This is a genomic window from Kosakonia sp., assembly GCF_032104925.1.
Lineage (GTDB): Bacteria > Pseudomonadota > Gammaproteobacteria > Enterobacterales > Enterobacteriaceae > Kosakonia.
In genome coordinates this window covers 67,703-80,860 of record NZ_DAMCGF010000015.1, presented here as the reverse complement: position 1 = coordinate 80,860, position 13,158 = coordinate 67,703, and the positions used below count along the sequence as shown (strand labels likewise).

General features: G+C 54.8%; 11 protein-coding genes. 6 read left to right on the top strand and 5 right to left on the bottom strand.

Translation table 11 applies throughout. The features are described from left to right. The first annotated feature begins 234 nt into the window (after positions 1–234). Entirely contained in the window at positions 235–2,832 is a 2,598-nt protein-coding gene (gene acnB, locus RT644_RS21610) for a bifunctional aconitate hydratase 2/2-methylisocitrate dehydratase (protein ID WP_020456573.1), read from the top strand. Between the two features lie 197 nt (positions 2,833–3,029). After that, a complete protein-coding gene (yacL, locus tag RT644_RS21605) occupies positions 3,030–3,392 on the top strand; it encodes a protein YacL (RefSeq protein WP_020456574.1) in 363 nt (120 codons plus the stop codon). Positions 3,393–3,421: 29 nt separating this feature from the next. Here the strand turns inward: yacL and speD are convergent, their stop codons facing one another. The 3 genes from speD to RT644_RS21590 form a co-directional block, all read right to left on the bottom strand. Continuing rightward, positions 3,422–4,216 (bottom strand): adenosylmethionine decarboxylase, encoded by a 795-nt coding sequence (gene speD, locus RT644_RS21600; protein WP_020456575.1) that lies wholly within the window; start codon positions 4,214–4,216, stop codon positions 3,422–3,424. 20 nt (positions 4,217–4,236) lie between these two features. After that, the gene (gene speE / locus RT644_RS21595; protein WP_020456576.1) at positions 4,237–5,097 is read right to left on the bottom strand and encodes a polyamine aminopropyltransferase; all 861 of its coding nucleotides are present in this window, start codon (positions 5,095–5,097) and stop codon (positions 4,237–4,239) included. An 86-nt stretch (positions 5,098–5,183) separates the two neighbouring features. Then, positions 5,184–5,531 carry a YacC family pilotin-like protein gene (locus RT644_RS21590; RefSeq protein ID WP_020456577.1) on the bottom strand — a complete coding sequence of 116 codons (348 nt, stop codon included), beginning with the start codon at positions 5,529–5,531 and terminating at the stop codon, positions 5,184–5,186. Between the two features lie 144 nt (positions 5,532–5,675). Here RT644_RS21590 and cueO point away from each other — a divergent pair, with 144 nt between their 5' ends. Further along, positions 5,676–7,361, top strand: coding sequence for a multicopper oxidase CueO (gene cueO / locus RT644_RS21585; RefSeq protein ID WP_313628045.1), 1,686 nt, complete (start codon positions 5,676–5,678; stop codon positions 7,359–7,361). 113 nt (positions 7,362–7,474) lie between these two features. On the opposite strand, the gene RT644_RS21580 is transcribed toward cueO, so the two are convergent. Then, positions 7,475–9,865, bottom strand: a complete 2,391-nt coding sequence (locus tag RT644_RS21580) for a glucose/quinate/shikimate family membrane-bound PQQ-dependent dehydrogenase (RefSeq protein WP_045511963.1) — start codon at positions 9,863–9,865, stop codon at positions 7,475–7,477. Between the two features lie 202 nt (positions 9,866–10,067). On the opposite strand from RT644_RS21580, the gene hpt reads away from it, so the two are divergent. Continuing rightward, the gene (gene hpt, locus RT644_RS21575) at positions 10,068–10,604 is read left to right on the top strand and encodes a hypoxanthine phosphoribosyltransferase (protein ID WP_017457963.1); all 537 of its coding nucleotides are present in this window, start codon (positions 10,068–10,070) and stop codon (positions 10,602–10,604) included. A gap of 30 nt (positions 10,605–10,634) precedes the next feature. Here hpt and can read toward each other — a convergent pair whose 3' ends face one another. Next, entirely contained in the window at positions 10,635–11,297 is a 663-nt protein-coding gene (gene can / locus RT644_RS21570; protein ID WP_044489565.1) for a carbonate dehydratase, read from the bottom strand. Between the two features lie 107 nt (positions 11,298–11,404). Here can and RT644_RS21565 point away from each other — a divergent pair, with 107 nt between their 5' ends. Further along, complete coding sequence (locus RT644_RS21565; protein WP_020456581.1) at positions 11,405–12,331, top strand: ABC transporter ATP-binding protein; 927 nt, start codon at positions 11,405–11,407, stop codon at positions 12,329–12,331. Further along, on the top strand, positions 12,328–13,098 hold the full coding sequence (locus tag RT644_RS21560) for an ABC transporter permease (RefSeq protein WP_017457966.1): 771 nt from the start codon (positions 12,328–12,330) through the stop codon (positions 13,096–13,098). Before RT644_RS21565 ends, RT644_RS21560 begins: the two co-directional genes overlap by 4 nt. Positions 13,099–13,158: the final 60 nt, after the last annotated feature.

The window sequence follows — 13,158 nt, the reverse complement described above, 5'->3', positions numbered from 1 at the left end:
ATTCCGGTGGGCGAGGATTCTCTGTCGTTAAAACCTTCTCCCGCCTGCTTTATTCCGTCCTTAACGATTCAGCAAGTATTTAATGTTGCTTTTTTGTAAACAGATTAACACCCCCTGAAAATCCTGCTATGCTGCCCGACGCGGTTCGCGGATTTACCCTACAAACTGCTGTCTCACAGGAGCGTGAAGAGAAACGCCTGCCGCATTATGACAATGAGAGCGAGGAGAACCGTCGTGCTAGAAGAATACCGTAAGCACGTAGCTGAACGTGCCGCTGAGGGGATTGCGCCAAAACCATTAGATGCAACCCAAATGGCAGGGCTTGTCGAGCTGCTGAAGAACCCGCCTGCTGGCGAAGAAGAATTTCTGATTGACCTGCTGGCTAACCGTGTCCCACCAGGCGTTGATGAAGCTGCCTATGTAAAAGCGGGTTTCCTTGCCGCTATCGCCAAAGGCGATGCCACCTCCCCACTGGTTACCCCTGAAAAAGCGATCGAACTGCTGGGCACCATGCAGGGCGGCTATAACATTCATCCGCTGATTGACGCGCTGGACAACGAAAAGCTCGCGCCGATCGCCGCCAAAGCCCTGTCCCACACGTTGCTGATGTTCGATAACTTCTACGATGTGGAAGAGAAAGCGAAAGCGGGCAACGTGTACGCCAAACAGGTGATGCAGTCCTGGGCCGATGCCGAATGGTTCCTGAGCCGCCCGGCGCTGGCCGAGAAAATCACCGTTACCGTGTTCAAAGTCACGGGCGAAACCAACACCGATGATCTCTCCCCGGCACCGGATGCCTGGTCGCGCCCGGATATCCCGCTGCACGCGCTGGCGATGCTGAAAAACGCCCGTGAAGGCATTGAGCCGGATCAACCGGGTAGCGTTGGCCCGATCAAGCAAATTGAAGCATTGGCGAAAAAGGGCTTCCCACTGGCCTATGTGGGCGACGTTGTGGGCACCGGTTCTTCGCGTAAATCCGCCACCAACTCGGTGCTGTGGTTTATGGGCGACGACATTCCGTTTGTGCCGAACAAACGCGGCGGCGGCCTGGTGCTCGGCGGCAAAATCGCGCCAATTTTCTTTAACACCATGGAAGATGCCGGCGCGCTGCCGATCGAAGTGGATGTTAACAGCCTGAACATGGGCGACGTCATTGACGTTTACCCGTTCAAAGGCGAAGTCCGTAATCACGAAACCGGCGAACTGCTGGCGAGCTTTGAGCTGAAAACCGAAGTGCTGATTGACGAAGTGCGCGCCGGTGGCCGTATTCCGCTGATTATCGGTCGTGGCTTGACCACCAAAGCGCGTGAAGCGCTGGGCCTGCCGCACAGCGACGTTTTCCGTCAGGCGAAAGACGTGGCGGAAAGCAACCGTGGTTATTCGCTGGCGCAAAAAATGGTTGGCCGTGCCTGCGGTGTGGCCGGTGTCCGCCCTGGCGCCTACTGCGAACCGAAAATGACCTCTGTAGGTTCTCAGGACACCACCGGGCCGATGACGCGTGATGAGCTGAAAGACCTGGCGTGCCTGGGCTTCTCGTCCGATTTGGTGATGCAATCCTTCTGTCACACGGCGGCGTATCCGAAGCCGGTTGACGTGACCACGCACCACACGCTGCCCGACTTCATCATGAACCGTGGCGGTGTTTCGCTGCGTCCGGGCGACGGCGTTATCCACTCGTGGCTGAACCGTATGCTGCTGCCGGATACGGTTGGTACCGGTGGCGATTCGCATACCCGTTTCCCGATTGGTATCTCCTTCCCGGCGGGTTCAGGTCTGGTGGCGTTTGCCGCTGCGACCGGCGTGATGCCGCTGGATATGCCGGAATCGGTGCTGGTGCGCTTTAAAGGCAAAATGCAGCCGGGTATTACACTGCGCGATCTGGTGCATGCGATCCCGCTGTACGCGATCAAACAGGGTCTGCTGACCGTTGAGAAGAAAGGTAAGAAAAACATCTTCTCCGGCCGCATTCTGGAGATCGAAGGTCTGCCGGATCTGAAAGTCGAGCAGGCGTTTGAGCTGACCGATGCTTCTGCTGAGCGTTCCGCTGCTGGTTGTACCATTAAGCTGAACAAAGAGCCGATTATTGAGTATCTGAACTCCAACATCGTGCTGCTGAAGTGGATGATTGCCGAAGGCTACGGCGACCGCCGTACGCTGGAGCGCCGCATCCAGGGCATGGAGAAATGGCTGGCCGATCCGCAACTGCTGGAAGCGGATGCCGACGCGGAATACGCGGCGGTGATCGAGATCGATCTGGCGGAAATCAAAGAGCCGATCCTCTGTGCACCGAACGATCCGGACGATGCGCGTCTGCTCTCTGACGTTCAGGGCGCAAGCATCGACGAAGTGTTCATCGGTTCCTGCATGACCAACATCGGTCATTTCCGCGCTGCCGGTAAACTGCTGGATAGCCATAAAGGCCAGTTGCCGACCCGCTTGTGGGTAGCGCCGCCGACCCGTATGGACGCCGCGCAGTTAACCGAAGAGGGTTACTACAGCGTGTTTGGTAAGAGCGGTGCGCGTATTGAGATCCCGGGTTGCTCCCTGTGCATGGGTAACCAGGCGCGTGTTGCAGACGGCGCGACGGTGGTGTCCACCTCAACCCGTAACTTCCCGAACCGTTTAGGTACCGGTGCGAACGTCTACCTGGCTTCTGCGGAGCTGGCGGCGGTTTCGGCGCTGATCGGTAAACTGCCAACGCCGGAAGAGTATCTCAACTTTATGGCGCAGGTGGATAAAACCGCTGTCGATACTTACCGTTACCTCAACTTTGACCAGTTGAACCAGTACACCGAAAAAGCGGACGGCGTGATTTTCCAGACTGCCGTCTGATAACGAAGGCCACCCTGCGGGGTGGCTTTTTTTTGCCCGCCTGTTGTTATTCCCGTCGCTAAAACGCCTGCCGCGCTTATTTTCTCCACGCCTGAGCGGTTATTTTTCCTCGCTTCCGGCCGCTGCGCTTTTTTTCTTGTATTGTGCTGCGATAATTACAGCATAGGCGGCTATCTGGCCTGCATGAGGAAGCGAATATGGATTACGAATTCTTGCGTGATATCACCGGAGTGGTAAAGGTGCGCATGTCGATGGGCCACGAAGTGGTGGGGCACTGGTTCAATGAAGAAGTGAAAGAGAACCTGGCGCTGCTCGATGAAGTGGAGCAGGCGGCGAAAACGGTGAAAGGCAGCGAACGTACCTGGCAACGCGCGGGTCATGAATATACGCTGTGGCTGGATGGCGAAGAGGTGATGATCCGCGCGAACCAGCTGGAATTTTCCGGCGATGAAATGGAAGAGGGAATGAGTTACTACGACGAAGAGAGCCTGTCGCTGTGTGGCGTTGAGGATTTTCTTCAGGTGGTGGCGGCTTACCGGCAGTTCCTCCAGCAGCGTTAATCAGGGCGCGTCCTTGCGCCCCTGGTGCGTTACACGGCCGGAATGTTGCGGCCGTAGTAGATCTCGCGCATCTCTTTCCACAGCGCTTCGGTGATCTCTTTACGTTCTTGCGGCGTCAAATCTTCCGGTCTGGTATGAAACATGTAGTGCTTAAGGTCGAACTCTTTAAGCAACATCTTGGTATGGAAGATATTTTCCTGATACACGTTGACGTCCACCATGTCATACAGCGATTTCATATCATCCGACATAAAGTTCTGAATCGAATTAATCTCATGATCGATAAAGTGTTTCATGCCGTTGATATCGCGGGTAAAGCCGCGCACGCGGTAGTCGACGGTGACGATATCGGATTCGAGCTGGTGGATCAGGTAATTCAGCGCTTTCAGCGGTGAAATCACGCCGCAGGTTGAGACTTCAATATCCGCGCGGAAGGTGCACAAACCACCTTCCGGATGGCTTTCCGGATAGGTGTGTACGCAGATATGGCTTTTATCCAGATGCGCGACGACGGCTTCCGGCAGCGGGCCCGGGTGCTCGGTTTTGTCGATAAGCTGCGGGTCGACAGGCTCTTCACTGACCAGAATGGTTACGCTCGCGCCCTGCGGCTCGTAATCCTGGCGGGCAATGTTCAGAATGTTGGCGCCAATGATGTTACAGGTTTCCGTGAGGATCTCCGTCAAACGGTTGGCGTTGTAGAGTTCATCGATATAGGCAATATAGCCATCACGCTCTTCTGCGGTTTTGGCGTAGCAAATGTCGTAGATACAAAAACTCAGGCTTTTGGTCAGGTTGTTAAAGCCATGTAGTTTAAGCTTTTTCAATTTTTATCACCCCCTTAGTGTTACTGTGCAGCCAGTGCATCATGTAAATATTGCGGCAGGGCAAAGGCTGCCGTATGAATCGCCGGGTTGTAGTAGCGGCAGGTGAGATTGGCGTTGCGGAAACGAGCGGCAATAATCTCGGTGGAGAGATGGCGCAGTGCCTCGTTATCCGTGGCCCAGGCGAACGTCATAATGCCGCCGTAATAGGTTGGCACCGCCGCCTGATAGAAGCCGACATCGCTGAAATAGTGGCCGAGCTTGCGGTAGCTGTCGACCGCTTCATCTTGCTGTAAGAAGCTGACGCCGTTCTGCGCGACGAAGATCCCGCCAGGGGTCAGGCAGCGTTTGCAGCCTTCATAAAACGCAGAGGTAAACAAGCTCTCGCCTGGCCCGATAGGATCGGTACAGTCCGAGATAATCACGTCAAACGTCTGGTCAGTGTGAGTAACAAAATTCACGCCGTCGTCGATCACCAGCGTAAAACGCGGATCGTCATAGGCGCCTGCATTGTGCTTTGGCAGATACTGGCGGCAGAAAGAGACGACGCCAGCGTCGATTTCTACCATGGTGATGGTTTCAATATTTTTATGGCGGCTGACTTCGCGCAGCATCGCGCCGTCGCCGCCGCCGATGATCAGCACGTGTTTCGCGTGGCCGTGTGCCAGCAGCGGAACATGGGTCATCATTTCGTGATAGATAAATTCGTCACGTTCGGTGGTTTGCACCACGCCATCCAGCGCCATAACGCGGCCAAAAGCGGCGTTCTCGAAAATAATCAGATCCTGATGATCGGTCTTTTCGTGATACAGCACCTTATCAACGGCAAAGTATTGACCAAAATGGTCGTGCAGCGTCTCTTGCCATACGTTGTTATCGGCCATCGGTAGCTCCTCTGTTAACACCCGCTAAAAACGGGCGCAACATCATAGCTAACTCTGATTAGCGATGCACGGTCAAAAGTTCACCGTTATTTGACGTAGGCAAGCAGGCTCAGGGAGTCGCGGGCGAGGGCTTTACATTTTTTCGCGGTCGGAATGCCAATACCGCTCAGATCGCGGTAACTCTCTTCACCAAGCGATTTCATGTCCCACGTGTCATAGTTGCTGAGATCCCACTGGTTTTGCTGGGCGAAAAAAACCAGTGCGCGGCGGATCTGCCCATTCGGTAAGTTGTTATAACCGCAGTCGTTTTTCAAAAATACAAACACTGCCGTGAGATCGGCCATGTCTTCAGCTTCGGATTCACTCAGTGCATAACTGTTGGCGGAGACAGCCAGCAAGCTGCCCAGGACAATTGTTCTGAAAAACGTCTTCATTATTTCTACCACGGCGTAACGGAATTTAAACGTTAGCACAGTCCGGATATGGCGACGATATTTATTATTGTCTCTTTTCTTGACCTTCCGGCAGGGGGAGGGTTTAAGCTCAAAAGATGACCTGCAATCGATAAGGAAATGCCCATGCAACGCCGAGATTTCTTGAAATATTCCGCTGCGCTGGGGGTGATGAGCGCGCTGCCGTTATGGAGCCGTTCGCTGTTCGCCGCTGAGCGCCCCGCATTGCCTGTACCACCGTTACTCGCCGCCGACGCGCAAAACCGTATTGCGTTAACGGTGCAGGCAGGTGAAACCCTGTTTGGCAATAAACGCGCCGCTACCTGGGGATACAACGGTGCGCTGTTAGGCCCGGCGCTTCAGCTCCGTCAGGGGCGTGAGGTCACCGTTGAGATCCGCAATACGCTGGCCGAAGAGACCACCGTGCACTGGCACGGCGTTGAGGTGCCGGGCGAAGTCGATGGCGGGCCGCAAGGCATTATTAAACCCGGTGGTAGCCGAACCGTGACCTTTACCCCGACACAGCAGGCGGCGACATGTTGGTTCCACCCGCATCAACACGGCAAAACTGGTCGACAAGTGGCGATGGGGTTAGCAGGGCTGGTGCTGATTGAGGATGAAAACAGCCGTAAGTTGCGCCTGCCGCAACAGTGGGGCATTGATGATGTACCGGTCATCGTGCAGGACAAAAAATTCGCCGCCAACGGCCAGATTGATTACCAACTGGATGTGATGAGCGCAGCCGTTGGCTGGTTTGGCGATACGCTGCTCACCAACGGTGCCATTTACCCGCAACATTCCGCCCCGCGCGGCTGGCTGCGCTTGCGATTGTTGAACGGCTGCAATGCGCGTTCACTGAAGTTTGCCACCAGCGATCAACGGCCGTTGTATGTGGTAGCAAGCGACGGTGGTTTGCTTGGGGAGCCGGTGAAAGTGAGCGAGTTACCGGTGCTGATGGGCGAGCGCTTTGAAGTATTGGTCGATACCGGCAATGGTAAGCCATTTGATCTGCTGACCTTACCGGTTCAGCAGATGGGAATGACCGTTGCGCCGTTTGACCAGCCGCAACCGGTGCTGCGCATCCAGCCATTACAGGTGACCGCTTCCGGCACGTTACCGGATACGCTGGCGACACTGCCGGGTTTACCCGCGCTTGAAGGATTAACGCAGCGCACCTTGCAACTGTCGATGGATCCGATGCTCGACATGATGGGTATGCAGGCGCTACAGCAGAAGTATGGCGATAGCGCGATGGCCGGGATGATGGGCCACGGGCAGATGGGTAATATGCAAATGGGTCATGGCCAGATGAACCATAGCCAGATGGGCAAGATGCAAATGGATAATGGTCAGATGGACCATAGCCAGATGGGCAAGATGCAAATGGATAATGGTCAGATGGACCATAGTCAAATGGGTAACATGCAAATGGGTAGCGGCCAGATGAACCACGGCGGCAACGGTTTTGATTTCCATAACGCCAACCGCATCAACGGCAAAGCCTTTGATATGGCGACACCACAATTTGCCGCGCGGAAAGGGCAATATGAGCGCTGGGTGATCTCCGGCGAGGGCGACATGATGTTGCACCCGTTCCATATTCACGGCACGCAGTTCCGCATTCTGTCGGAAAATGGCAAACCGCCAGCGGCGCATCGCGCAGGCTGGAAAGATACGGTTGAAGTGTATGGCGCGCGCAGCGAAGTATTAGTCCGTTTCCAGCATGATGCGCCGAAAGAATTTGCCTATATGGCGCACTGCCATCTGCTGGAGCATGAAGATACCGGGATGATGTTAGGCTTTACGGTTTAGCGCTTCACTTTCCGCTTTACTCCGGCGGCAGGCGGTCGCAGAAAAGAAAATCCCCTCATGCCAGATGGCAGAGGGGATTTTTTATAACGACTTCCGGTCAGGGAGAAGAGAGATTACTTTGCGTCATCCGGCAGCGCATAAGCGACAATGTAATCGCCCATTTTGGTACCGAACGAACCGTGACCGCCTGCGGAAATGACCACGTACTGCTTGCCATTAACCTCATAAGTCATCGGTGTCGCCTGGCCACCAGCCGGCAAACGGCCTTGCCACAGTTTCTCACCGTTGCTCATGTTATAAGCGCGCAGGTAGTTATCTGCGGTCGCGGCGATAAACAGCACATTACCGGCGGTGGAAATTGGGCCGCCGAGCATCGGCATCCCCATATTGAACGGCACCGGAACCGGCATCGGGAACGGCATGCTGTCTTGCGGTGTACCAATACGTTTTTTCCATACCACCTGGTTGGTTTTCAGATCCAGTGCGGAAATGTAACCCCAGGCCGGTTGTTTACAAGGCAGGCCGAACGGCGAGAGGAACGGGTTCAGCGTCACGCCAAACGGCACGCCATACTGCGGCTGAATACCAGATTCCGAACCGGTACCTTTCGCATCTTTCGGCGGCTCCATCGGGTTGCCTGGACCGCGCGGGATCAGTTTTGACACAAACGGCAGCGCCATTGGGTTGGCAATCGCCACCTGACGGTTTGGATCAACGGAGATACCGCCCCATTCGAACATTCCCAGGTTACCCGGGAATACCAGCGTGCCCTGCTCAGATGGCGGCGTGAAGATACCTTCATAGCGCATCTGGTGGAACATCACGCGGCACACCAGTTGGTCGAACATGGTGGCGCCCCACATATCCGCGCCGCTCAGGTTTTTCGTCGGGCGGAAACTCAGCTCGGAGAAGGGCTGGGTTTTGGCTACGTAGTCGCCTTTTGCCGCGCCTTGCGGAACCGGTTTTTCCGGTGCCGGAACCACCAGCTTACCGTTGGTACGATCGAGGACGAAAATGTTACCGGTTTTCGCCGGCGCATAAATAACCGGTACGGTTTTGCCGTTCACGGTAATGTCCGCCAGCGTCGGCTGGGACGGCATATCCATATCCCACAGATCGTGGTGTACGGTCTGATAGCTCCAGGCGAGCTTACCGGTGGTGGCGTTCAGCGCGACGATCGAGCTGGCGTAGCGCTCCTGCTCCGGTGTGCGGTTGCCGCCCCAGATATCCGGGGTGGTGACGCCCATCGGCAGATAGACTAAATCCAGTTTCGCGTCATAAGCCGCAGGCGCCCACGAGTTCGGCGAGTTAAAGGTGAAGGTGTGTTCATCCGAGGGGATCGCGTTCGGATCTTTCGCGCCCGGATCGAAGGCCCACAGCAGTTTACCGGTATTCACGTCGAAACCACGGATAACACCGGAGGTTTCACGGGTGGAGAAGTTATCCGTTACCGAACCGGCAATCACGATGGTTTTATCGGTGATGATCGGCGGAGACGTTGGCTCATACAGACCCGGCGTGGTATCCGGCATATTAGTCTGCAGATTCAGGATCCCTTTGTTGGCAAAGGTTTCGCACAGCTTGCCGTTATCCGCATTCAGCGCAAACAGACGACCATCGTTCACCGGCAGAATAATGCGGCGCGGGCAGTCAGCAACGACATCCGGGCTGGCGTTATCGGCGCGCGCTTCATGGTAAGAAACACCGCGGCAGGTCACATGCTGGAACGAAGTATTGGTGTTCAACTGCGGATCGAAATGCCACTTCTCTTTGCCGGTGGCGGCATCAATCGCAAACAAACGCTGGTGCGCGGTACACAGAAACAGCGTGTCGCCCACTTTAATTGGCGTCACTTCGTTGGTTATTTCACCGGGATCGTTTGGCATTTTCAGGTCGCCGGTGCGGAACACCCAGGCTTCCTTCAGGTTTTTCACGTTATCGGCATTGATCTGTTTCAGCGGAGAGTAGCGCTGGCCTTCCTGGTTACGCCCATAGGCTGGCCAGTCGCCATCGGCCACCTGTGAAATCGGCGCTGCCGGTGTGGCATCGGCGCTCAGGGTGCCGTGAACTTCTTGCGGATCGTTAAAACCCGCCCAGGTGAGAATGCCACCGCTAATTAACAGTGCCACCACCAGCGCGGCTACCGCACCGCTGGAAGGCACAATCAACCGCCGCCAGACGAACGGCAGAATCAGCCAGATGCCGAAGAAGACGAGGATATCGCTACGCGGCGTCAGCGCCCAGAAGTCGAAACCGACTTCCCACACGCCCCAAATCATGGTTGCCAGCAGCAGGGCGGCATACAGCCACAGCGCGGCGCGCTTCCCTTTCCACAACAGCCATGTCACGCCGAGCATGACCAGACCGGCGATGGGGTAGTACCAGGAACCGCCAATGCTGACGAGCCAGACCCCACCGATTAAAAGATACAGCCCGCAGAAGGCTGCAAAGAGCGTCGTCAGCGTGACAAGCAGCCGCGACCGTTGAGTTTTTGTTTCCGCCATAAAACACATCCGTTGATTTGTTAATATTTTGATAGCAAGTAATTATAGGAGTTAACAAGTGTGACCGTCATCACAAAATGAGCTTTGTAGCGGAATAACCCGCAACAATCTTTTTGCTGGTATACTGCGCACCTTGCGTTTCAATCACTGGTTTAAGCACCGGTATTGAGTGATTTACTCTTTAAATCATATGGTTAGTAAAATGAAACACACTGTTGAAGTGATGATCCCGGAAGCGGAGATCAAAGCGCGTATCGCTGAGCTGGGTCGTCAAATCACTGAGCGTTATAAAGATAGCGGCAGCGAAATGGTGCTGGTTGGGCTGCTGCGCGGCTCGTTTATGTTTATGGCTGACCTGTGCCGTGAAGTGCAGGTGTCGCACGAAGTCGACTTTATGACCGCCTCCAGCTACGGCAGCGGCATGTCCACCACCCGCGATGTGAAAATCCTCAAAGATCTCGACGAAGATATTCGTGGCAAAGATGTTCTGATCGTGGAAGACATTATCGATTCGGGTAACACGCTGTCGAAAGTGCGCGAGATCCTGCGCCTGCGCGAGCCAAAATCACTGGCGATTTGTACCCTGCTGGATAAACCGTCGCGTCGTGAAGTGGATGTGCCGGTCGAATTCGTCGGTTTTGCTATCCCGGACGAGTTTGTGGTGGGTTACGGTATTGATTACGCGCAGCGTTATCGCCATTTGCCGTATGTCGGCAAAGTGGTGATGCTGGACGAGTAAAAAAAACGGGGCCAATAATGGCCCCGATTGTTATTTGTGGTTGCTGTGCTTCTGACTCAGGTTTGACACGCCCTGACGATAGCGCTGTTCCAGCGACTCGCGGTTAGTGGCGGTGACGTCCAGATCGCGCAGCAGACCATCGTGAATGCCGTAGGCCCAGCCGTGAATGGTCACTTTCTGGCCACGTTTCCACGCGGATTGCATGATGGTTGAATGGCCCAGGTTGTAGACCTGTTCCATCACGTTCAGTTCGCACAGCGTGTCGAGACGACGCTCCGGCGGCATTTCGCCCAGCAGCGAGCTATGTTTAAACCAGATATCGCGAATGTGCAGCAGCCAGTTGTTGATTAGGCCCAGTTCCGGGTTTTCAACCGCCGCTTGCACGCCGCCGCAACCGTAGTGACCGCAGATGATAATGTGCTCAACTTCCAGCACATCCACCGCGTACTGCACTACGGAGAGGCAGTTCAGATCGGTATGGATAACCAGGTTTGCAACATTACGGTGTACAAACAGTTCACCCGGTTCGAGCCCGGTAAGACGTTCTGCGGGTACGCGTGAGTCGGAGCATCCAATCCAGAGAAAGCGCGGCTTCTGTGCTTGCGCCAGTGTTTCGAAAAATCCAGGATCTTCTTCCACCAGCATTTTTGACCATAGTGCATTGTTGCTGATGAGTGTATCTATGTCTTTCATGGAGGTTAACGACCTGTAACCAGATAAGTGCGTTGCGCTAATATAGGTGAACTCTCCGTCTTTTTAAACCACACATCGAGTGTGAGAAAACAGGTAAGTGATAATTCATGACCATTGCACTGGAGCTTGAGCAGCTTAAAAAAACCTATCCGGGCGGCGTTCAGGCGCTGCGCGGCATTGATTTACAAGTAGAAGCGGGCGATTTCTATGCGCTTCTCGGACCAAATGGTGCCGGCAAATCCACCACCATTGGCATTATCAGCTCGCTGGTAAATAAATCTTCCGGGCGCGTTAGCGTCTTTGGTTACGACCTCGAAAAAGACGTGGTGAACGCGAAGCGCCAACTGGGGCTGGTGCCGCAGGAGTTCAACTTTAACCCGTTTGAAACCGTGCAACAGATAGTGGTTAACCAGGCAGGTTACTACGGCGTCGATCGTAAAGAAGCCCTCGTACGTAGCGAAAAGTACCTGACTCAGCTTGATCTGTGGGAAAAACGCAACGAACGTGCGCGGATGCTTTCCGGTGGTATGAAGCGCCGTCTGATGATTGCCCGCGCGCTGATGCACGAGCCAAAACTGCTGATCCTCGACGAGCCAACCGCGGGTGTCGATATCGAACTGCGCCGCTCAATGTGGGGCTTTTTGAAAGATCTCAATGACAAAGGCACCACCATCATTCTGACGACGCACTACCTGGAAGAAGCCGAGATGCTGTGTCGCAACATCGGCATCATTCAGCGTGGCGATCTGATTGAAAACACCTCGATGAAAGCGCTGCTGTCGAAGCTGAAATCGGAAACTTTTATTCTCGATTTAGCGCCGAAAAGCCCGCTGCCGAAGCTGGAAGGGTATCAATACCGGCTGGTGGATACGTCCACGCTTGAGGTGGAAGTGCTGCGTGAGCAGGGCGTGAACAGCGTGTTCAGCCAGCTTAGCGCGCAGGGTGTACAGGTATTGAGTATGCGTAACAAAGCCAACCGTCTCGAAGAGCTGTTTGTCACGCTGGTTCATGACAGAAAAGGAGAAAGCGCATGATGCAGCTGTTCTGGGTGGCGCTGAAGAGTATCTGGTACAAAGAGATCCAGCGTTTTATGCGCATTTGGGTGCAAACACTGGTGCCGCCGGTGATCACCATGACGCTCTACTTTATTATTTTCGGCAACCTGATCGGTTCGCGTATCGGTGAAATGCACGGCTTTACCTACATGCAGTTTATCGTGCCGGGCTTGATCATGATGGCGGTGATCACCAACGCGTATGCCAACGTGGCGTCGTCATTCTTTAGCGCCAAGTTCCAGCGCAATATTGAGGAGCTGCTGGTGGCACCGGTGCCGACGCATGTCATTATCGCCGGATATGTTGGCGGCGGTGTGGCGCGCGGGCTGTGTGTGGGCATCCTGGTCACGGCGGTTTCGCTGTTTTTCGTGCCGTTTCAGGTACATTCATGGCTGTTTGTTGGCCTGACGCTGCTGCTGACGGCGGTGCTGTTTTCACTGGCCGGGCTGTTGAATGCGGTATTTGCCAAAACCTTTGATGACATCAGCCTGATCCCGACCTTTGTGTTGACGCCGCTGACTTATCTGGGCGGGGTGTTTTACTCCCTGACGCTGCTGCCGCCGTTCTGGCAGGCGCTGTCGCACCTCAACCCGATCGTGTACATGATTAGCGGCTTCCGCTTTGGTTTCCTCGGCATTTCCGATGTGCCGCTGTTTACCACCGTGGGGGTTTTAGTGGTGTTTATCATCGTCTTTTACCTGCTGTGCTGGTATCTGATCAACCGCGGACGCGGGCTGCGTAGCTGATCCCGTTTGCAACGGCTCTCTTCACTGGAAGAGAGCCAATCCTCAGGATTAGGCTGTTTT

Excerpts from the sequence above, each read along its gene's own strand:
- hpt (WP_017457963.1), top strand. The coding sequence starts at position 10,068 with ATGAAACACACTGTTGAAGTGATGATCCCGGAAGCGGAGATCAAAGCG.
- yacL (WP_020456574.1), top strand. The coding sequence starts at position 3,030 with ATGGATTACGAATTCTTGCGTGATATCACCGGAGTGGTAAAGGTGCGC.
- cueO (WP_313628045.1), top strand. The coding sequence starts at position 5,676 with ATGCAACGCCGAGATTTCTTGAAATATTCCGCTGCGCTGGGGGTGATG.
- RT644_RS21580 (WP_045511963.1), bottom strand. The coding sequence starts at position 9,865 with ATGGCGGAAACAAAAACTCAACGGTCGCGGCTGCTTGTCACGCTGACG.
- RT644_RS21560 (WP_017457966.1), top strand. The coding sequence starts at position 12,328 with ATGATGCAGCTGTTCTGGGTGGCGCTGAAGAGTATCTGGTACAAAGAG.
- RT644_RS21565 (WP_020456581.1), top strand. The coding sequence starts at position 11,405 with ATGACCATTGCACTGGAGCTTGAGCAGCTTAAAAAAACCTATCCGGGC.
- speE (WP_020456576.1), bottom strand. The coding sequence starts at position 5,097 with ATGGCCGATAACAACGTATGGCAAGAGACGCTGCACGACCATTTTGGT.
- RT644_RS21590 (WP_020456577.1), bottom strand. The coding sequence starts at position 5,531 with ATGAAGACGTTTTTCAGAACAATTGTCCTGGGCAGCTTGCTGGCTGTC.
- can (WP_044489565.1), bottom strand. The coding sequence starts at position 11,297 with ATGAAAGACATAGATACACTCATCAGCAACAATGCACTATGGTCAAAA.